Annotated in this window: 25 protein-coding genes, 2 pseudogenes and 1 riboswitch; of the genes and pseudogenes, 25 read left to right on the forward strand and 2 right to left on the reverse strand. The window is 40.8% G+C overall.

What is annotated here, in order from left to right; genetic code table 11:
* The first annotated feature begins 221 nt into the window (after positions 1–221).
* From H8716_RS16460 to H8716_RS16520, 14 genes and pseudogenes are all read left to right on the forward strand, one after another.
* Positions 222–398, forward strand: coding sequence for a helix-turn-helix domain-containing protein (locus H8716_RS16460; protein WP_003864535.1), 177 nt, complete (start codon positions 222–224; stop codon positions 396–398).
* Positions 399–600: 202 nt separating this feature from the next.
* Complete coding sequence (locus H8716_RS18160) at positions 601–759, forward strand: sigma factor-like helix-turn-helix DNA-binding protein (RefSeq protein ID WP_004611461.1); 159 nt, start codon at positions 601–603, stop codon at positions 757–759.
* Positions 760–987: 228 nt separating this feature from the next.
* On the forward strand, positions 988–1,611 hold the full coding sequence (locus H8716_RS16470; protein ID WP_004611459.1) for a TetR/AcrR family transcriptional regulator: 624 nt from the start codon (positions 988–990) through the stop codon (positions 1,609–1,611).
* 110 nt (positions 1,612–1,721) lie between these two features.
* Positions 1,722–3,494 (forward strand): ABC transporter ATP-binding protein, encoded by a 1,773-nt coding sequence (locus tag H8716_RS16475; RefSeq protein ID WP_004611458.1) that lies wholly within the window; start codon positions 1,722–1,724, stop codon positions 3,492–3,494.
* A gap of 1 nt (position 3,495) precedes the next feature.
* On the forward strand, positions 3,496–5,229 hold the full coding sequence (locus H8716_RS16480) for an ABC transporter ATP-binding protein (RefSeq protein ID WP_071144397.1): 1,734 nt from the start codon (positions 3,496–3,498) through the stop codon (positions 5,227–5,229).
* Between the two features lie 16 nt (positions 5,230–5,245).
* Positions 5,246–6,061 (forward strand): class I SAM-dependent methyltransferase, encoded by an 816-nt coding sequence (locus tag H8716_RS16485; RefSeq protein WP_249310058.1) that lies wholly within the window; start codon positions 5,246–5,248, stop codon positions 6,059–6,061.
* 24 nt (positions 6,062–6,085) lie between these two features.
* Entirely contained in the window at positions 6,086–6,892 is an 807-nt protein-coding gene (locus H8716_RS16490; protein ID WP_249310064.1) for a class I SAM-dependent methyltransferase, read from the forward strand.
* A gap of 247 nt (positions 6,893–7,139) precedes the next feature.
* Positions 7,140–7,418 (forward strand): hypothetical protein, encoded by a 279-nt coding sequence (locus H8716_RS16495; protein ID WP_249310066.1) that lies wholly within the window; start codon positions 7,140–7,142, stop codon positions 7,416–7,418.
* Positions 7,419–7,585: 167 nt separating this feature from the next.
* Positions 7,586–8,647 (forward strand): Fic family protein, encoded by a 1,062-nt coding sequence (locus tag H8716_RS16500; RefSeq protein WP_117559295.1) that lies wholly within the window; start codon positions 7,586–7,588, stop codon positions 8,645–8,647.
* A 742-nt stretch (positions 8,648–9,389) separates the two neighbouring features.
* Positions 9,390–9,590, forward strand: a pseudogene (locus H8716_RS18100) (ParB/RepB/Spo0J family partition protein); the annotation flags it as partial.
* A 1-nt stretch (position 9,591) separates the two neighbouring features.
* Positions 9,592–9,777: a hypothetical protein gene (locus H8716_RS16505; RefSeq protein ID WP_330412113.1), complete on the forward strand. Its 186-nt coding sequence runs from the start codon at positions 9,592–9,594 to the stop codon at positions 9,775–9,777.
* A 129-nt stretch (positions 9,778–9,906) separates the two neighbouring features.
* Complete coding sequence (locus H8716_RS16510) at positions 9,907–10,344, forward strand: radical SAM mobile pair system MarR family transcriptional regulator (RefSeq protein WP_118041147.1); 438 nt, start codon at positions 9,907–9,909, stop codon at positions 10,342–10,344.
* Complete coding sequence (locus H8716_RS16515; RefSeq protein ID WP_249310067.1) at positions 10,341–11,030, forward strand: radical SAM mobile pair protein A; 690 nt, start codon at positions 10,341–10,343, stop codon at positions 11,028–11,030. The genes H8716_RS16510 and H8716_RS16515 overlap by 4 nt, the downstream gene beginning before the upstream one ends.
* On the forward strand, positions 11,018–11,926 hold the full coding sequence (locus H8716_RS16520) for a radical SAM mobile pair protein B (RefSeq protein ID WP_249310071.1): 909 nt from the start codon (positions 11,018–11,020) through the stop codon (positions 11,924–11,926). Before H8716_RS16515 ends, H8716_RS16520 begins: the two co-directional genes overlap by 13 nt.
* 166 nt (positions 11,927–12,092) lie before the next feature.
* Here H8716_RS16520 and H8716_RS16525 read toward each other — a convergent pair whose 3' ends face one another.
* On the reverse strand, positions 12,093–12,446 hold the full coding sequence (locus H8716_RS16525; RefSeq protein ID WP_117495883.1) for a cupin domain-containing protein: 354 nt from the start codon (positions 12,444–12,446) through the stop codon (positions 12,093–12,095).
* A gap of 142 nt (positions 12,447–12,588) precedes the next feature.
* On the opposite strand from H8716_RS16525, the gene H8716_RS16530 reads away from it, so the two are divergent.
* The 11 genes and pseudogenes from H8716_RS16530 to H8716_RS16585 all read left to right on the forward strand — a co-directional run bounded on the left by H8716_RS16530 (position 12,589) and on the right by H8716_RS16585 (position 19,732).
* Entirely contained in the window at positions 12,589–12,921 is a 333-nt protein-coding gene (locus H8716_RS16530; protein WP_072522465.1) for a winged helix-turn-helix transcriptional regulator, read from the forward strand.
* A gap of 177 nt (positions 12,922–13,098) precedes the next feature.
* Entirely contained in the window at positions 13,099–13,500 is a 402-nt protein-coding gene (locus H8716_RS16535) for a pyridoxamine 5'-phosphate oxidase family protein (RefSeq protein ID WP_195700459.1), read from the forward strand.
* A gap of 11 nt (positions 13,501–13,511) precedes the next feature.
* The gene (locus tag H8716_RS16540) at positions 13,512–13,874 is read left to right on the forward strand and encodes a winged helix-turn-helix transcriptional regulator (RefSeq protein ID WP_021924325.1); all 363 of its coding nucleotides are present in this window, start codon (positions 13,512–13,514) and stop codon (positions 13,872–13,874) included.
* Positions 13,875–13,878: 4 nt separating this feature from the next.
* Positions 13,879–14,246: pseudogene (locus H8716_RS16545) on the forward strand (ACT domain-containing protein).
* A 166-nt stretch (positions 14,247–14,412) separates the two neighbouring features.
* Complete coding sequence (locus H8716_RS16555; protein WP_249310073.1) at positions 14,413–15,381, forward strand: DUF6040 family protein; 969 nt, start codon at positions 14,413–14,415, stop codon at positions 15,379–15,381.
* Positions 15,382–15,535: 154 nt separating this feature from the next.
* On the forward strand, positions 15,536–15,970 hold the full coding sequence (locus H8716_RS16560) for an Rrf2 family transcriptional regulator (protein ID WP_009243644.1): 435 nt from the start codon (positions 15,536–15,538) through the stop codon (positions 15,968–15,970).
* A gap of 211 nt (positions 15,971–16,181) precedes the next feature.
* Positions 16,182–16,577, forward strand: coding sequence for a pyridoxamine 5'-phosphate oxidase family protein (locus H8716_RS16565; RefSeq protein ID WP_004844992.1), 396 nt, complete (start codon positions 16,182–16,184; stop codon positions 16,575–16,577).
* Positions 16,578–16,597: 20 nt separating this feature from the next.
* A riboswitch (FMN riboswitch) is annotated at positions 16,598–16,709 on the forward strand.
* Positions 16,710–16,783: 74 nt separating this feature from the next.
* On the forward strand, positions 16,784–17,407 hold the full coding sequence (locus H8716_RS16570; protein WP_117495880.1) for an ECF transporter S component: 624 nt from the start codon (positions 16,784–16,786) through the stop codon (positions 17,405–17,407).
* A complete protein-coding gene (locus H8716_RS16575) occupies positions 17,404–18,018 on the forward strand; it encodes a 4Fe-4S binding protein (protein ID WP_118498512.1) in 615 nt (204 codons plus the stop codon). Before H8716_RS16570 ends, H8716_RS16575 begins: the two co-directional genes overlap by 4 nt.
* Positions 18,015–18,959, forward strand: a complete 945-nt coding sequence (locus H8716_RS16580) for an SIR2 family NAD-dependent protein deacylase (protein ID WP_072522434.1) — start codon at positions 18,015–18,017, stop codon at positions 18,957–18,959. Before H8716_RS16575 ends, H8716_RS16580 begins: the two co-directional genes overlap by 4 nt.
* Positions 18,956–19,732, forward strand: coding sequence for a protein-ADP-ribose hydrolase (locus H8716_RS16585; protein WP_072522433.1), 777 nt, complete (start codon positions 18,956–18,958; stop codon positions 19,730–19,732). Before H8716_RS16580 ends, H8716_RS16585 begins: the two co-directional genes overlap by 4 nt.
* 203 nt (positions 19,733–19,935) lie before the next feature.
* On the opposite strand, the gene H8716_RS16590 is transcribed toward H8716_RS16585, so the two are convergent.
* On the reverse strand, positions 19,936–20,096 hold a 161-nt coding region (locus H8716_RS16590; RefSeq protein WP_249310075.1), incomplete at its 5' end, for a DUF6061 family protein.

Here is a 20,096-nt window from a genome sequence, read left to right on the forward strand (position 1 = left end):
GGACGCGACTTTGTTCACCAAGGTAAAATCGAAATTGATGTAAACGAAAGGGCAGTTTTTATCAGAACTCAAGGCTGCTTTTTCGTTTACACCAACTCCGATTGTTTCCTTAACAGTTTGTTGAATTAAAAATGAAATAAAGTTCAAGAAATCATAGAGTGTATGGATTCAATTCCATATGCTCTTTTTCTTTCATATTTCAAAGAAAAGAGGATAAAGAAATGTCAGAGAAAAGATGTTATACAGTTCAGGAGTTACAGGAAATCTTAGGAGTTAGCAGACCTACTATTTATAACCTTTTGAAGAAAAAGGAATTCCGGTGGATCCAGTTGGATGGCGGAAAGTATCGCATCTCTAAGAAGAGTTTCGACGACTGGCTCGATAACTTGGAACAGTAAAAACAGGGTGTTGATCAGGCAGATATTGTCTGCATCGACATCCTAAATTTTTTTCTGGATTTGAGATATGATATAGGAAAATAACACTAGCCATGATAGAACAGGTACATATCTGGATACCGTAGCAGCATCCACTGATCAGGCAGAACTGAAAACAGTACAGGACTTTCTGGATCGTATTGAGAATCAGGAATTGTATCATGTGCTGATCACCGTGGACAGGCTTACCCTTCAGATCGTTCTGATGAAGATCCAGGGGTATAGCACTCATGAAATAGCCAGGTATCTGAAGATTACCGAAAAGGCGGTTTACAGGCATATGGACAGGCTGAAAGAAAAAGTGAAGAAGATCTTCGAGTAGTTCATGATAATCACAAAGCAGGGTGTGAGAACAAACTCCACCCTGCTTATCATTTATTAGAAAAAATGAAACTTTTGTCAAAACCAGTATTTAAAAATTTTATCAGTAATAAAGTGCAGAATGCTGTTTGGATTGCTATTTTTATGCAACTATTTCTTGTTGCTCTTGACAAAATAATTTTTAGAGACTAAAATTATAACAGTGTTATATATCACTGTTATATAGGAGGTGTGCAAAATAAACGGAAATGGAACGACTTTAGAAAATATCCACCGGGCAGCAAAAGCAGAATTTTTAGAAAAAGGATATAAAGACGCTTCCCTGCGGAATATTGTGAAATCCGTGGGAATGACTACCGGAGCCTTTTACGGATATTATAAAAGTAAAGAAGAACTTTTTGAAGCCATCGTTGGTGAGCATTACGAATATATTCTCAAACGTTTTATAAAGGCACAGCAGGAGTTCGCCGAACTACCAGCTGCCCAGCAGCCGGAAGTCATGAGTGACATTTCGGGGCTTTGTATGTACGATATGCTCCATTATGCGTACGAACATTTAGAGGAATGTAAACTGATCCTCTGCTGTTCGGAAGGAACAAAATTTGCCGGGCTAATTGATGAAATGGTGGAGATTGAAGTGGAAGGGACTCATGCCTATCAGGAGGTTTTAAGGAAGCTTGGAAGGCCCTCTCCGCATATCGATCCTTCGCTGGAGCATATTCTGATCACCGGAATGTTTCATACCTTTTTTGAATTGATCATCCACGAAATGCCGCTCAAAGATGCCGAAAACTACGTCAGAGAAATGCGCGCCTTTTATACAGCGGGATGGATGAAAATTATGGGGCAGTAATGCCTTATAATTTTTGCTTGATAGTTAGCTGAAACTAATCTAAATTCGGATATTGTAAGAACATAGACGTGTTCTCTTTATCATAAACACAAAGAAAAGGAGGAATTTTTTTGAAAAAGCAATCCAATTTATCACGCCTGCTGGAAATTGCAGGCAGCCATAAGTACCTGACCTATGCTTCCTGGGTGCTTTCTGCGATCAGTGCCCTGATTGCTCTGGTACCATTCTATTACATCTGGAAAATGATCAAGGAAGTATTGGAGGTGGCACCGAATTTTGACCAGGCACAGAACCTGACCGGTAATGGCTGGATGGCAGTATTGTTTGCGGTTATAGCGGTGCTTGTCTACATAGCAGGGCTGATGTGTTCCCATTTGGGAGCATTTCGTATTGCCACAAACCTGCGTATCCAGACCATGGAGCATATTGTTAAGTTGCCTCTTGGGTTTGCCGAGAGTTTTGGCAGCGGAAAACTGCGCAAGATTGTCAACGAATCCAGCGCAGCCACCGAAACCTATCTCGCCCATCAGCTTCCCGACAGAGCCAATGCCATTGCAACCCCCTGCGGTCTTTTGGTGCTGTTGTTCGTGTTTGACTGGAGACTGGGACTATTGAGTCTTGTTCCGGTTGTGCTGGGGTTTCTGATCATGATGGCAATGACCGGAAAGCAGATGCAGGAAAAGATGAAAGAATACCAGAATGCGCTGGATGATATGTCCAATGAAGCGGTAGAGTATGTCCGTGGGATTCCGGTGGTAAAAACCTTTGGCCAGACGATCTTTTCCTTTAAGAAGTTTAAAGACTCCATTGACCGGTATAAAGTATGGGTGATTGCTTATACCAGGCAGCTTCGGACACCGATGATGTTCTATACAGCTGCGATCAACGGCGTTTTTGCCACACTGATTGCCGGAGGACTGTTGCTTACGCAAGACGGTGTAACTTCCGGTTTCTTACTGGATCTTATTTTCTATATCATCATTACACCGGTTATTTCTGTCACACTGACACGCATTATGTTCCAAAGTGAAAACGCCATGATCGTAGACGACGCTTTACAGAGAATTGACAGCGTTTTGCATTTGAAGCCTCTGGAGGAAACGAAACATTCAAAGCATCCTCAAAACGCTTCCGTGGAACTGAAATCGGTTCATTTCAGCTATGATGGAGAAAAAGAAGTATTAAAAGATATTTCACTGACCATTCCTGCAGGACAGACGGTAGCTTTTGTAGGTCCATCCGGCGGTGGAAAAACAACCCTTGCCAACCTGATTTCCCGATTCTTTGATCCCCAGAGCGGAATGGTAAAAATCGGTGGTGTTAATGTGAAAGACATCCCGAAAGAGGAACTCATGAACACGGTGTCTTTCGTATTTCAGAACAGCCGTCTGATCAAGGCATCTATTCTGGAAAATGTGCGTATGGGAAAACCGGAAGCTACCCGTGAGGAAGTTCTGACTGCCCTTCATCACGCGCAATGCGATGATATTCTGGAAAAACTCCCACAGGGTGTGGATACGGTCATCGGTACAAAGGGTGTCTATCTTTCCGGCGGCGAGCAGCAACGAATTGCCATTGCCCGTGTGATGCTGAAAAATGCTCCGATTATCATTCTGGATGAAGCCACTGCCTTTGCTGACCCGGATAACGAAAGCCGCGTACAGGCTGCTTTCTCAAGACTTTCCGAGGGTAAGACAGTGATTATGATTGCCCACAGGCTTTCTACCGTAACAAATGTGGATCAGATTTTTGTCATTTGCGACGGACGGGTTGCCGAGTGCGGAAACAGTCGCGAATTGCTTGCAAAAGACGGTATATTCAGCCGTATGTGGAAAAATTACCAGACTTCCGTGCAATGGAAGGTAACAAAGGAGGTGCAGTGATATGATCAAAAAACTGCAGAAAAAATATGCCCTGTCTGAACAGGGAGCAAAAGACCTGATCAAAGGCTGCCTGGCCTGTGTCCTTCAGAATCTGTCTTTTATGTTTCCGGTGGGACTTTTATATTACCTGGTCAGCGATCTGATGAACGGGGGTGTTCCCGGCGAGAAAATTCCATTTTATGTGGCAGGCTGCGTGGTGTGTATCGGCTTGATTCTGCTGACCACTTTCTTTCAATACAATGCGACCTATTTTGCCACTTACAAAGAAAGCGGTATCCGCCGCATTACCCTGGCAGAGCATCTGCGCAAAATCCCCCTTTCCTTTTTCGGGAAAAAGGATTTAGCCGATCTTACCAGTACCATTATGGCGGATTGCACCTTCCTGGAGCAGAGTTTTTCGCATTTTATCCCTGAGCTTGCGGGTTCGATCATTTCTACAGTTCTGATTTCCATTGGTCTGCTCTTTACGGACTGGAGAATGGCACTGGCTGCCTTATGGGTTCTGCCGGTTGCCTTTGCGATTGTGGGATTTTCCGCAAAGATTCAGGAAAATCTGAATCAGAAAGCCATGGATGTAAAGATGGCCTGCGCAGACGGGATACAGGAGTGCATTGAAACGGTTCGTGACCTGAAAGCGAACAATGCGGAGCAGGCATATTTAAAAGGTCTGGAAAAGAAGATCCGTGCCGTGGAGCATCGTTCCATCCTCAATGAATTCGGCCTTGCTGTTTTTGTGGTTTCCGCATCGCTGGTGCTGAAGCTTGGTATTGCAACGGTTGCGCTGGTGGGAGCTGTTTTGCTCATGCAAGGAAGCCTCTCCGTGCTTACATTCTTTATGTTCCTTCTGGTAGTATCCCGTTTATATGACCCTCTGCAGGGCGCACTCCAGAATCTTGCGGCAGTCATCAGTACACGAACCAACATTGCCCGTATGAATGAAATTCTCGATCATCCGATCCAGCAGGGCAGCGACAGGCTTTCCAATCAGGGGTATGATATTGTCTTTGACCATGTTAGGTTTGCCTACAATACCGGAGAAACCGTATTGAAAGATGTTTCCTTTACGGCAAAACAGGGAGAGGTTACGGCTTTGGTCGGCCCATCTGGCGGAGGAAAAACAACCGTATCCCGGCTGGCAGCAAGGTTCTGGGATATTAACAGAGGAAAGATTACCGTGGGAGGCATGGATGTATCCCGAATTGACCCGGAAACACTGCTTTCTCTGTATTCCATCGTATTCCAGGATGTTACACTGTTTGACAATACGATTCTGGAAAATATCCGAATCGGAAACAAAGACGCCACAGATGAACAGGTCATTGCTGCTGCGAAACTTGCCAATGTGGATGAATTTGCGGAAAAACTGCCGGATGGATGGCATACCAATATCGGGGAAAATGGCTGTGAACTTTCCGGCGGAGAGCGCCAGCGTATCTCTATTGCCCGTGCATTTCTGAAAAATGCGCCGATCATTCTTTTAGATGAAGCCACTGCTTCCCTGGATGTGGAGAATGAAACTCTGATACAGACAGCCCTTTCCCGTCTGATCGCAGATAAAACGGTTCTGGTCATCGCCCACAGGATGCGTACCGTAGCAGGAGCAGATAAAATTGTTGTCCTTTCTGATGGCACCGTGGCAGAAGAAGGATCACCAAAGAATCTGGAAGAAAAGAATGGTGTATATGCCCATATGGTAAAACTGCAGACAGAAAGCCAGAATTGGAAACTTGCGTAAAGAAGGAGGAAATGTAATGAACAAGAACCATTGTAAGCAGGAAAATATCCGACTTGGCACCCACGGAGAAGACTATGGAAGCTGGATGTCCAACCCTGTCTTTTACATCATTGGCGGAATCGGAGTTTTGGCCGCTATGCTGGCTGTCCTCTCTTTTTATGTATTACATGTCGCTGTTCTTGGTGTTCTGTTTACTGTTATCACAGTCGCACTTTTGGTTTTGCTGATCTGGATCACATGGATCAGGCGGCAGTATGCCTTTGGCGGTGGCGGAATTATGGAACAGGTTCATCGAGTTGTTCTCTCTCATCTGGACTATGACGGTGAGGGGAAGATTCTGGAAGTAGGCTGCGGCTCCGGAGCATTGACAATCCGTTCAGCTCTGACATGGCCGAAAGCAAAAGTGATCGGTGTTGATTACTGGGGCGCTGTGTATAATTACAGCAAAGCACTCTGCGAGAAGAATGCTGCCAGGGAGGGCGTGGCTTCCCGCTGTGTATTTCAGCACGGTGATGCGAAGCAGCTGGATTTTCCTGATGAGAGTTTTGATGTAGTCATCAGCAACTATGTCTATCACAATGTTATGGGTGCTGATATGCAGAAACTGCTGCTGGAAAGCCTGCGGGTATTGAAAAAAGGCGGCGTCTTTGCACTCAACGATGATATGAAACCAAAGATGTACGGTGACATGGAAGGTTTTGCGCAGAAACTGCGAGATATGGGGTATGAGGAAGTACGACTCGTTGACACTGCACAGGAAGCTTTTGGCTCCCACCGTCGGGCTGCCATGATGATGCTGAGGTCTTCCCGGCTGCTTGTCGGCAGAAAGTAATGTATCAAAACAGGAGGTTTGGCTATGTCCAAGTTAGGAGTCGTGGAGGATACACTGTTCGTCCCTATGCTGGGAAGAATTTATGCTAGTGAGCATTACCCGCAAATTTTATATGATAAAAAAGCATTGGAATTGAAAAAGAAGCTACCTTCAAACTTGATTAAACAGAATATGCAGAGCCAGTATACCCTTTTGGCCTCTGCTTCCCGGTCTGCTAATATGGATCGGATTATTCGGACTTTTCTGGAACGCAGACCGGACGGTGTGATTGTCCAGTTGGGCTGTGGTCTGGAGACAACCTATCACCGATGTGATAACGGAAAGACACACTGGTATGCCATGGATCTGCCTCATGTAATCGAATACCGGCGGGGACTTCTTCCCGAACCAGAGAGAGAATTATATATTTCCGGGGATGCCTTTGCAAAGGATTGGATCAAAAAAGTTCGCAATGATGTACTTGATGCTCCTATTCTCGTTACTGCAGGCGGGTTATTTCATTATTTTGAGGAACATAAGGTCATTGCCCTTCTGCGTATGATTGGGCAATTTGGAAATATGGAAGTTGTTTTTGATACGGTGAACAAAAGAGGAATGACCATGATGAAGAAAAAATATATGAAACAGGTCGGCCATGCCGATGCACAAATGTTCTTTTATGTGGATTCAGCGGAAGAACTGGCAGCAAAGATCGGGGGGAATGTTAAGGTGATTGCGGAGGAACCATACTATCGTTACATCCCTAAAAATGGCTTAAAGCTATCCACAAAGGTCAGTATGACAGTTTCTGATCAATTCAAGATGGTAAAGATGATACATCTAAAACTATAGTGGATATACAATATCAGAGAGATAGAAATTTATTGTCGAACGGAGTATTTTTACTGTTAATGAGTTGGAGAAGAACAAAATAGGCGATATAATAAACAGTGGTTAGTTATTGCTAATCACTGTTTATTTAAAAGAGAAGATGATATCAATGGCCAAAAACACAAATAAGATGGCTCTTCCTCAAAGGGTTGCCATGCTTCATGGAACTGGTTTTGGTGCAGAAATCATTTTGTTCGTCTTCTAAAAAGTGAAGCAAGAACTTTATCATTTTTTCGGACGCACTGATGAAACACCATCAAAAGCCGCCTTCTATCACCAGCGTGCAAAATTAAAAGATAATGCACTATGGGAACTTTTGCAAATCTTTAACCAGAAGCTTCAACCAACTCTATACAGAAACCGTTATCGTTTGGTTGCTTGTGACGTTTCTGTTGCTGATGAAGTCGATCCGGAACTTCTGGCAAAAGTATTGGCTAATCCAGAAATGCGGGCATTGCTCAATTCACTGGCGAGGACGATGAAGTAATGAAAAATAGTGAAAAAATAGTGTAATTTTAGTGAAAAAACGATTCATAAAACGATATAATATATGGATGAAATGAGGATATTTATTGTGTATATGGATATTCTATCTCCATCAAATCTATTGAGATCTACATCATTTGATGATAGAATGATGGAGATAAATCTGAAATGAAGGAGATTCCTATGAGAGACTTTGATTTTATTGTAAGTCCTGCGAAGTTGTTAACACCTGAAATTGTTCAGATGGTTAGCAGCATCCATGAACATAAAGGCAAACAGGAATTATTTCTCGAAGCCAACGTAGATGAATTGAAAACACTCTTAGAAGTTGCATTGATTCAGAGTACGGGAGCATCCAACCGAATCGAAGGTATATTTACAAGCGATAAGCGTTTGGAAGAATTGGTAAGTCAAAAAGCAGAACCCCGCAATCGATCTGAGCAGGAAATTGCTGGTTATCGTGAAGTACTTTCCACAATTCACGAAGGCTATGAATATATCAACCCAAGACCGAACATTATTTTGCAGTTACATCGAGATCTGTACTCCTATTCACAGGGGTCTGCTGGCGGAAGTTATAAGAATTCCGATAATGTAATTGCAGAAACAGATGCCGAGGGTCATCAGAAGGCACGTTTTATTCCAGTTCCCGCATTTCAGACTGCTGAAGCGATGGAAGAACTTTGCACTCGCTTCCTTGAAGCATGGGAAGCTGACCGCATTGATAAACTGGTTTTGATTCCCATGTTCATTCTGGACTTTCTGTGCATCCATCCTTTCAATGACGGAAATGGTAGGATGAGCCGTTTGCTCACTTTATTGCTTTTTTATAAGGCGGGATATATCGTTGGAAAATATGTCAGTATGGAAATGCTGATTGAAAAGACAAAAGAAACATATTATGAAGCTCTTCAAGCAAGTTCTACTGGCTGGCATGAGGGCGAAAACAGCTATGAGCCTTTTGTTAAATATTATCTGGGTATCATGTTGAAAGCATACAATGAATTCGAAAGCCGTGTAGAGCATTTGAAGCATCGGAGTCTTTCTAAGCCTGATAGAATTAAAGCGGTTATTGATAACAAGGTTGGCAAAATTACAAAGAAAGAAATCATGGAGCTTTGTCCTGATATAAGCAAAATTACCGTGGAAAGGACTTTGACGAATCTGGTTAAGAGTGGGTATATCGCAAAAGTTGGTGCAGGTCCATCCACCGGTTATGTCCGTATTTGAAAAATAACTTCGAAGTACTTCGAAGCTACTTTGAAAATGTCAAAGTAGTCAGTCAAAAACGCATGGACAAACCGTCTCGTATGCGTTATATTATTTATAGACAAGATAATATCTTGTACTTATGATAGGAAAGTTTAATTGAATACTGTTTACCATGATCGAACGTACGAAGCATGGTGGTCATATAACAGATGTCGATGGTAATATCAAGGCATTCCCCGATTATTAGCTGGAGCAAACAATCAGCTAACTTTCAGAGCTTGACAGAGGGGGTATTCAGAATAACTCAAATTGAATCGGAAACAGTTTTATATAGTGTCCCACTTGGGTTTACCTCACCTCAGATTGACAGAGATTGACAATAGGTTGGAGCTCTCCTAAGCGAGGGGTCGGAGGTTCAAATCCTCTTGGCGACGGGCTTCAAAGCGTTCGAAAATGTTAGCTGGATTAGCTGACAACGAACGCTTTTCTTATTTTCTAAACACGTTCGTGACACGAAATTCCATTCAAAATGATCCATTTTCAGCTAACACAATCCGATTTTTGTTAGCTGACAGCTAATCAAAATCACCGGTTTGCAAACATGGTTTTTCAAGAGTCCAGCTAACATTTGGGTTCCGCTCTGTTGTCACCCCGTATTTGGGGATGTAAATCAGAGAAAAGGCGGGAAAAGAAACCATCTCTCTGAAACCTGCAAACATTAATTAGCTGAAACAGTATACGATTTTATTAGCTATAGCTAATGGTCAAACAGCAATGTCTGTTTGGAACTTTATCTACAACAAAAGTTCCAGGCAGGCATTTTTTATATCCTGAATCCTGAAAGAAAGGAGTCGAGATGACTGAGCAAAACAGACAATCAGAAGAAAAAGAAGAAAGAATCATAGAAATTGAGATTGAACGTCTCCGCCCGTTCAAAGAGCATCCGTTTCAGGTGAAAGATCATGCGTAAGATCATAACAGGAATTATTTCTGAGGCCAGTGGTATAGCTACCTGGGTGTATGTGCAGAAATATGAGAAACACAAAACTCTGGATGAAATGCTGCAAGAATGGCATGGCACAGGTCAGTTTATTATTGTCATGGATACCTGGTTCGAAAAATTGATGGCGGATGGCGGAATAACATGATGCTGTGATAGAATGAAGAAAATGATTTGAGGTGCAAATCGGTATTTACTTCTACTTAGACATACAAACTGTTGACAGTAAAACTCCTATATAGTATTATTTGATAAAATACTATATAGGAGTTTTTGTATGAAAATGAATGGCGGATTTCTTGTTACCAAAATAAAACAACTTGGAGATCGAATCTTTGAGAAGATTCTCAGCGAAAAGAATATTGATGCGTTTAACGGAGCCCAGGGGCGTATTCTTTATGTACTATGGCAGGAAGATGGAATCTCAATCAGGTCACTCTCGATTAAATGTGGATTAGCGATAACTTCTCTTACTACGATGCTGGAAAGAATGGAAAATCAAGGGCTGATAAGACGTGTTCAGTCTGAAACGGACAAAAGGAAAACACTCCTGTTTCTGACTGAAAAAGCACATGCCTTAAAGGACAAATACGATTCTGTATCTGATAAAATGGGCAGTATTTACTACAAAGGTTTTTCGGAGGAAGAAATTACCCAGTTTGAGGAATGCCTCGACCGTATCAGAAAGAATCTTGAGGAGTGGCAGAAATCATGAGTATTTGTATCAAAGATCAGATTCAAAACATGAATATCGTCATCGGATGTACAGTGGGGTGTGCATATTGCTATGCCCGCAATAATGTGAAACGCTGGCATATGATTGATGACTTTGCTGACCCTGAATTCTTTCCGGGTAAGCTCAAGATGATGGAAAAGAAACGTCCGCAGAACTTTCTTCTTACCGGCATGAGCGATCTTTCCGACTGGAAGTCAGAATGGAGAGACGAGGTATTTGAAAAAATCCGTGAAAATCCACAGCATCAGTTCCTGTTCCTTACAAAGCGACCAGATCTGCTGGATTTTGATACAGATTTGGAAAACGCATGGTTTGGTGTTACGGTGACGAGAAAAGCAGAACTGTGGCGTATTGACGCACTACGGGAAAATATCAGAGCAAAACACTATCATGTTACCTTTGAGCCGCTATTCGACAATCCAGGTTCAGTTGATCTTTCCGGGATCAACTGGATCGTTGTCGGCACCATGACTGGAGTTCAGAGCAGGAAGGTTCATACGGAGCCGGAGTGGGCATGGTCTCTGACAGATCAGGCGCATGTGCTTGACATTCCGGTATTTATGAAGGAAGATCTTGTCCCTATCATAGGGAATGAAAATATGATTCAGGAAATGCCGGATGAATTCAATAAAGTGTTGGAGGTACAGAGATTATGGCAGAAGTAATAAATGGAATCCTCATTAATGAGGCGGAAACAAAGAACATCATGACCAAGTCCAGTCTGCCTGTAGGCGGTTACTCGGTCAATCCATATGTAGGCTGTACACACGCCTGCAAGTATTGCTATGCTTCTTTTATGAAGCGCTTTACCGGACACAAGGAGGAATGGGGCACTTTCCTTGATGTGAAGCATTGGCCGGAAATTAAGAATCCGAAGAAATATGCCGGTCAGCGGGTGGTCATCGGTTCTGTGACAGATGGCTACAATCCACAGGAGGAGCAATTCGGGAATACCAGAAAACTTCTGGAGCAGCTGATCGGCAGTGACGCAGATATTCTGATCGGCACAAAGTCGGATCTTGTGGTACGAGATATTGATCTGCTGAAGAAGCTTGGACGAGTAACCGTTTCATGGTCGATCAACACACTAGATGAAAATTTCAAGAACGATATGGACTCTGCTTCTAGCATTGAGCGCCGTATCGCTGCTATGAAGCAGGTATATGAAGCAGGTATCCGTACAGTCTGTTTCGTATCTCCGGTATTCCCCGGTATCACGAATTTTGAAGCAATCTTTGAGCGGGTAAAGGATCAGTGCGATCTGTTCTGGCTCGAAAATCTCAATCTTCGAGGCGGTTTCAAAAAGACAATTATGGATTATATCGCCGGAAAATATCCTGATCTTGTACCACTTTATGACGAGATCTATAACAAGCATAACCGCAGCTACTTTGAAGCACTTGAAGTAAAAGCTGAGGAAATGGCTAAGAAGTATGATTGCCCATTTGTGGATAATGAAATGCCTTATGGCAGAGTCCCGCAGGGACATCCGGTGATCGTAGATTATTTCTATCATGAGGAAATCCGAGGGACAGAGAATACAGGAAAAAGAAATCGTTAATCTAAACGAAAATTAAACTGATGATGGTGGAGAGATTTATTTATCGCCATTTGAAATCGAGAAGTTCTTGTTTGAAAAATAGAGAAATTGTAAAATTGAAGAAAAAAGAAATGCACAGTTCTTAGCTTATCGGGAACTGTGCATTTTTGTAAATAAATACTTTTAATTAGCCGATTACGGCGTCCTCTGCTGTAAAATGTTCCAGAGAATTTTCTTTTACCTGTATGCAGATATAAGTAATTCCGGAAATATCGGATGCAAAAAACTGACGCTTTGCAGCAGGTGCGATTTTTAGCCAGTCTCCAGTTGAAAGGCTGATTTCTTCTCCATCAATTATGGCTTTGCCGTTACCTGAAAGAATTCCATAGATTTCCTCATTTTCTTTATGAGAATGAACAAATGGGACATTTGCTCCTGCAGGTAGTTCGTTTAAACTGATTTCTGCACCTGTTAAAGACAACTTTTCATGCAGTTCAATTCGGTTTTCCTTTCCAATAGTTGTTTTTGTGTAATTTGTCATAATAATACCTCCATAGTTGAGTTGTAGTTTCTGGCTGCTTGGTATTAGTATAGTGTGAGACACATACAAAAACAAGTACGCACCTTTTTGTAACTGTACACTCAAAATTGAATGTGTTACAATAGACTCGGAGGTGAGAATTATGCGAGCAAAAGAAGAATTACCGGAATGCCCAGTTGCAACAGCGGTATCTCTCATCGGAGGAAAATGGAAACTGCTGATTTTGCGTAACTTGAAAGAGCGCCCATGGAGATTCAATGAGCTACAACGAAGTATAGATGGTATTTCACAAAAGGTTTTAACGGATAGTTTAAGGCAAATGATGAGTGATGGACTGGCATATCGCCACGATTACCATGAACAGCCACCGAGAGTTGAATACGGATTAACGGAACTCGGAACAAAAATGCTTCCAATTGTTAATTCACTTGCTGACTTTGGTAACTACTATAAATCACTTATTGAACAGAATTAAGTACGTTAGTATTTGAAAAGCTCGAACAATCGATGTTTGTATGGGAAATAAAGCAAATTTTTAGGTATTCTCAAAGATACCAAGTATCAAAAATAATCGTACTTGATGTATTATTTTATCGGTCATATAATTAAACCAGTTCAAAAATATGACCATACAAACAAGGAGGATACCAATATGACAAATATTGAAAAAGTAAACCAATTTTTAGATGAGGCAAAAATATTTTATTTTTTGACTACAGATGGAGATAAACCAAAGGGACGTCCATTTGGTTTCCATATGTTAGACGATGGTAAATTATATTTTGGATGTGGTACGTTCAAAAATGTTTTTTCACAGTTAATGCAAAATCCCCACGTTGAAGTGTTAGCCGTTAATGGCAACGAGTTTATGCGTTATGATGGAACTGTAAAGATTGTGAAAGATGAGGCTCTTTTGGAAAAGGTGCGTACAGCAATGCCACAGATTATGAATCTGTATGATAAAAATGGCTGGGAGATGGGAATGTTCTATATTGAGAATGGTCATGCAGAGATTCGTGGAATGATGGATTTAAAAGATGAATTTGATGTATAAGAGGTAATGATATGAAAAGATTATTTGAAACGGATTCGACAATGGAAGATCGTTTTGGGAAATGTCCTTATGCGACAGCACAGAGTTTGATTTCAGGAAAATGGGCTGTCTTAATTATGCATTATCTGGAAGATGGTCCCATCCGTTTCAATGATCTTTTGCGTCTTATGCCAAAGATGACACATGCGACTTTATCTGTTCAATTAAAGACATTGGTGGAAAATGGTCTGGTGGAGCGAAAACAATATGAGTCGATTCCGCCTAAGGTAGAATATTCGCTGACAGAAATTGGGAAAAAATTTCATCCGGTAATAGAAGCGATGCATAATTGGGGGCAGGAATATATTGAATTCATGAAAAAGGATAATGAATAAGTTTATGGAAATAAAAAGGATTGAGCAAGATTTTACAGTGTGTCAGGTAAAAGATTATTCACTTGTAAATTTAGATTCTGAATATAGCTTTATTGAAAAAACAGATGAAGAAAAATCGTTAGTGTGCATTACAAGTGAAGTTCCCAAAAATACGATTCAACGTGATGATGGTTGGAAAGCTTTTCGTATTCAGGGAGTACTGGATTTTTCCTTAATTGGAATACTGGCTAAAATTGCTACTATATTAGCTGATAATGGGATTTCAATTTTTGCAGTATCGACCTACAACACAGACTATGTATTGATAAAAAAGAAAACTATCAAAAAGCATTGGAAGTTCTTCAGACTACAGGATATAAGATTACCGATTAACAGATTCCAGCTTGAAGAAGAAACAAAAATCATTCATGTCCTTTGTCATATAGTTTCTGTATATTTTTTGGAAGTTTATCAGGTAACATGGCATTTATCGTATCTTCATTACCATCTTTCATTGCTGTTTCATAATACCAGCACTTAAATTTTAAGAGGGAAATTGATGAACGGATGCAGAAACTCAGAGAACGTCGGGCAGGTGGAAGAACTTCTGCTGATGACCGAACAGATGCAGGACGAACTGGATCAGAAAGACCAGACAATCCAGAAACTGAACAGACAGCTAAGCGAATCGCTGACCTTGAACGAGAAATTGAACAGCGAAAACAGAGCCGAGAATATCGAAGCATTGCGGACAAGATTAAGGCAAACAGAGGAACGATTGACCAGCGAGACAGACAGCAGGAAAAGAGCCGACGCAGAAGTCGTGGCATGGAAATTTAAGTATGAAAAAGCAGAACAGGAAAAACTTTATGCACAGACACACCAAAAGACGGTAGAGATAGCAGTCGAGAAAAAAGTGCCTTATGAGAAATGCGAAAAATGTGACCGTACTGCTTACCAGAAAGCAAAAGAAAAATGCGATAACCGTAAAAGGCAGTTGGAAAAGAAATATAAAAATATGACGGTTGGTTATGAAAGTATCCTGTTCCTGCTGGCATGGTACAGCATAACAACAACGCTGTTTACCGCTATTCTTTCGCCAGTTTTCCTCAACGACTGTATCGTCTTTTTCGGTGCGTTAGGAAAAGGAATAGGAAGCTTGTTTCGGGAGTTTGTGCTAGGTGCAGACTCTTTCGGACAGTTAAGTAATGTAATTTCAAACAGCATCATTTCCGGGATTGTGTACTGGCTGATTGCAACTATTGTTATAGGAATTTTATTCATAATAACAGGATTGATTATAGTTTGGATTGGCTATCAGGTTGGAAAAATCTACCGGAAATATTGTTGGGATATACTCAGCATTATGGTGGCAATAATGAGTACAGCTATCGCAATCTACTTTGGTGAACGGATAAAATCTGTCATGTCGATAAACCTCATTGTATTGTTACTGCTGGTGCATGTGGTCTATATTGGAATCCGATGTTATGTGAAAGACTGGCGGGAGGAACGAGGATATTACTAAAACAAAAAGAAAACAGGAAGATTTTGTAAAGTATCTTCCTGTTTTTTCTAAAGCAGACTATTGATTGTATTTATATTAAGTTTTCAACAACAATGTAACCATTGAAATTACATCTGTTTTTTGATATGATTACTGTCAAAGAGAGGTGTTTATAATGCAGATTTCAAGCAGATTTACAATGGCAATCCATATGTTTGCCTGTATAGATACATTTTCGGATCAGAAGATGACTAGTGATTTTATGGCAGCAAGCATTGGAACTAATCCGGTGATTGTTCGTAAAATATTGCAACAATTAAAGGCTGCTGGTCTTATTGAAGTTGCAAGAGGGACAGGCGGTGTGACAATTACCAGACCATTGGAGCAGATTACATTCCTTGATGTGTATAAAGCAGTGGAATGCGCACCAGATGAAGAACTGTTTCATTTTCATGAGAATCCCAATCAGAAATGTCCGGTAGGAAAGAATATTCACCATGTTCTTGATAAGAGACTGTTAGAAGTACAGAAGGCAATGGAGGAAAAACTTTCAGAAATGACACTTGCTGATGTGAAAAAAGATATTGCAGTGTATACAGAGGAAGAGTAGCCTACAGAAGGCTTCGGATGAGTGATTATATCATCACAATTTCCGGAGCCTTTTCGTTTTTCATAATCAATGTAAAATCTTCAAAAGGAGTTGTAACAAAAAAAGTTACAAAAAATTTGATGTAACTATTGACATTACATTAAACGGATGATATTGTATAGCTACAAGATGTAATAATCATTGTTACAACATATCAAGGAGGTAATTTAAAATGCAGAAAGTAGTAGAATTTTTACAAAAAAACCCGGTTCAGTATTTAGCAACCGTCGGAAGAGATGGAAAGGCAAAATGCCGTCCATTCATGTTCTGTTTTGAGCAGGACGGAAAGCTTTGGTTCTGTACTAACAACACAAAGGATGTTTACAAGGATATGTTAGCAAATCCTGAAGTAGAAGTATCAGTATCTTCCCCTGAATACGCATGGATTCGTCTTCATGGTAAAGCAGTATTTGAGGACAACAAGAGTGTAAAGGAAGGATGCATGAACAACCCTATCGTTAAGGGACAGTACCAGACAGCAGATAATCCTATTTTTGAGGTATTCTATCTTGAAAATCCGCATGGTTTAATCGCAGATTTCTCTGGAAATCCACCTTATGAATTTTAAAGATAATTAACAGAAAAAATTACAGTCTTCGGGGCAAGGTGTAATTCCTGACCGGCAGTATAGTCTGCGAGCAAAAGCTGATATGGTGCAATTCCATAACCGACGGTAAAGTCCGGATGAGAGAAGATATGATAAAACAAGTCCCGCAGGGAATCTCGTCCTGCGGGCTGTTTTAAATTCAGGCATATCTCACAAAAAGGAGATTTATGAGTAACAATACAGCAACTATTAAAACAAGAAAAAATTTAGTTTCTACAAGGACGATAACAATGACAGCTCTACTGGCAGCTATATCATATGTGTTGGCATTTTTAGAGTTTCCGGTTCCTTTGAGTCCATCATTTGCACGAATGGATCTGTCAGATTTACCTGCACTGATTGGGGCGTTTGCGTTTGGACCGGTTACAGGAGTGATGATAGAATTGATAAAAAATATATTACAGCTTCTGTCAACATCAACAGGAGGAATTGGTGAACTTGCTAATTTCCTGATGGGGGCATCTTATGTACTGGCTGCCGGTTTTATATACAAATACAAAAAGACTAAGAAAATGGCGAAGTGGGCATGTGTTATTTCAAGTGTGGCTATGGGAATAGCGGCAGCGATTGCAAATTATTTTATACTACTTCCACTGTTTGAAACATTTATGCCGTTGGATCAGCTGATTGCATCATTTGGCGAATTTCTGCCATTTATTAAGACAAAGCTGGACGTTGTGCTATTCAATGCATTGCCGTTTAATATCTTAAAAGGCTTGGTGATTGGAGCAATTGCCATGATGATATATAAAAAACTTACACCGATACTGAAAGGAGAGACTTTGAAATGACAAAAATGGATTATCTTAAACTTCTGGTGGATGAAATTCATTCAACAACAGTTGCAACGATAGGTTCAGATGGACATCCTCAGACAAGAATCATAGATATGATGTACTATGATGAAGAAGGTGTGTATTTCCTTACAGCAAAGGGAAAAGCATTTTATGACCAGTTAATGGAGCAGCAGTATGTGGCAATATCCGCAACAAAAGACAAAATTGCGGTGTCTCTGCGTGGAAAAATAAAGAACATCGAAAAAAAGAATCTTGATATTATGTTTGAAAAAAATCCATATATGAAGAAAATCTATCCGGGAGATACGAAAGACGCAATCGAAGTGTTTCGGCTGTATGAGGCACAGGGAGAGTATTTTGATATCAGCAATCCATCAAATATTGTGAGGGATACTATAACAATTGGAAAAACCGAGGCAGTTCAGACAGGGTATTTTATTGGAAAAGAATGTATTGGATGCAAACTGTGTTACTCTGTATGTCCGCAAAAATGCATTGATATATCTTCAGTTCCGGTTACTATCAACCAGAATCATTGTCTGCATTGCGGAAGATGTGCAGAAATTTGTCCGAAGCAGTGTATTGAGAAAAGAGGTTCATTATGATTTTTAAGAAAATCAGAAAAGGGCATGCTGACTGGAGAAACTTTTTATGTAGTACTCCGGCAAGGGATTATGTATTCCAAAAGGATGCATATGAAGACCAGATTGACAGGGCAGCAAAGAATATAAGAAATACAGACTGTGTTATAATCGGGGCAGGAGCCGGGGCATCGACAGCTGCGGGAATCCAATATGGTGGTAAAAGGTTTACAGACAATTTTGCAGAATTTATAAAAAAATACGGTGAGTACTACATGACAGATATGTATGCAGCCGGATTTTATCCATATCCGTCTGAGGAGGCAAAGTGGGGATACTGGTCAAAACATGCATTGATGAACCGCTTTGATCCTCCGGCATTGCCGCTTTATACAGAGCTTTATGATATTGTAAAGAACAAAGAATATTTTGTACTTACAACCAATGTGGATCATCAGTTTTATAAAGCGGGATTCGATGAAAAAAGAATATTTGCAACACAGGGAGATTATGGAAAAATCCAGTGCCAGAAAGCCTGTCATCCAAAGACTTACGATGCAAAAGACCTGTTTCGTAAAATGGATAAAGCAAGAAGAGACTGCCTGATTCCATCAGAACTTGTACCAAAATGTCCGGTGTGTGGCGGCAATATGGCTATGAATCTCCGTTGTGATAATTATTTTGTGGAAGATGAAGCGTGGCATGAGGCAGCCGACAGGTATGCGGGGTTTCTGGAACAGCATAAAGATAAAAAGGTTGTTCTTTTGGAACTTGGAGTTGGATTTAATACGCCGATTATTATACGTTTCCCTTTTGAAAAGATGGTGAGGGAGAACTCGTCTTATAGTTTGATACGCCTGAATATGGATGAAGCGGTAGTTCCGGAAAGCTTCGGGGAACGTGCAATCGGTATTGGCGGTGATATGGCAAAGGCAATTACTGATATAAGGGGGCTGGTATTATGACACAGGATGAGCGAAGAGAATATCTGATTCAGTATCTTTTAAAAGAAGAAATACCGTTTGGCAGACAGAACATTCCTACGGATAAGCAGGGGCAGGAAAATCTGCTCCGCTCACTTATGAATGTCAGACCGCCAAGACCAATCAGTAATGATTTTTTGAAAATACAGGATGAGTATCTTACAGAAAGAAATATAGAGCGTGGAATCACAGATGTTGACACGCTTGCACCTGTAAAATCCGATTCGAGATTATATATCTGGCAGGGGGATATTACCACTTTGAAATGTGATGCGATCGTGAATGCGTGTAACTCACAGATGCTTGGTTGTTTTTCACCGATGCATGCCTGTATTGATAACTTTATTCATACTTATGCTGGAATGGAACTTCGTCTGAAAATGCATGAAATTATGGCAAAGCAGGGGCATGAAGAAGAGACCGGCAAAGCAAAGATAACATCGGGATACAATCTTCCGACAAAATATATTCTTCATACGGTAGGACCTATTATACAATGGAAAGTCACAAAAGAAGATGAAGACCTGTTGGCAAACTGCTACACAGAGTGCCTAAAGCTTGCAGCTGATACTGGTGTGGAATCTATTGCATTCTGTTGTTTGTCTACAGGTGTATTCCGTTTTCCACAGCAACGAGCTGCCGAGATTGCAACGAACACTGTAAAGCAGTATCTTAACAAAGACAGCAGAATAAAAAAGGTAATCTTTAATGTGTTTAAAGATGAAGATTTAAAAATATACAGTGGATTGTTATAAGCGTTTGTTGAAATATCCGATAAATCTTATTGTACTGTTACTGCCTGAGAATGTGATTTATATTGGAATCCGATGTTAAGTGAACGACTGGTGGGAAGAACGAGAATATTATTAAAAAAAGTGGACAGTTCACCAATTGGGGGCTGTCCACTGAGAGGACGGCGGTTAGTCACTGCCTCCTACTCAATTTTTAACAGAAAATATTAAAGTTCAAGTGAATCTTCTGCATCAACCCACATCTGTAAATTTCCATCAAGATATAATCTTGCATATTCCAGTGGTTCGTCAATAGCAAGTGTATTTAATGCACAGTCTGATCCAGGCGTGGTTTTTAAGTCCTTCTCAGCTTCCCAGCAGTCAATGC

This window comes from Jingyaoa shaoxingensis (genome assembly GCF_014385005.1).
In the GTDB taxonomy this organism is placed as follows: Bacteria; Bacillota; Clostridia; order Lachnospirales; family Lachnospiraceae; genus Marvinbryantia; species Marvinbryantia shaoxingensis.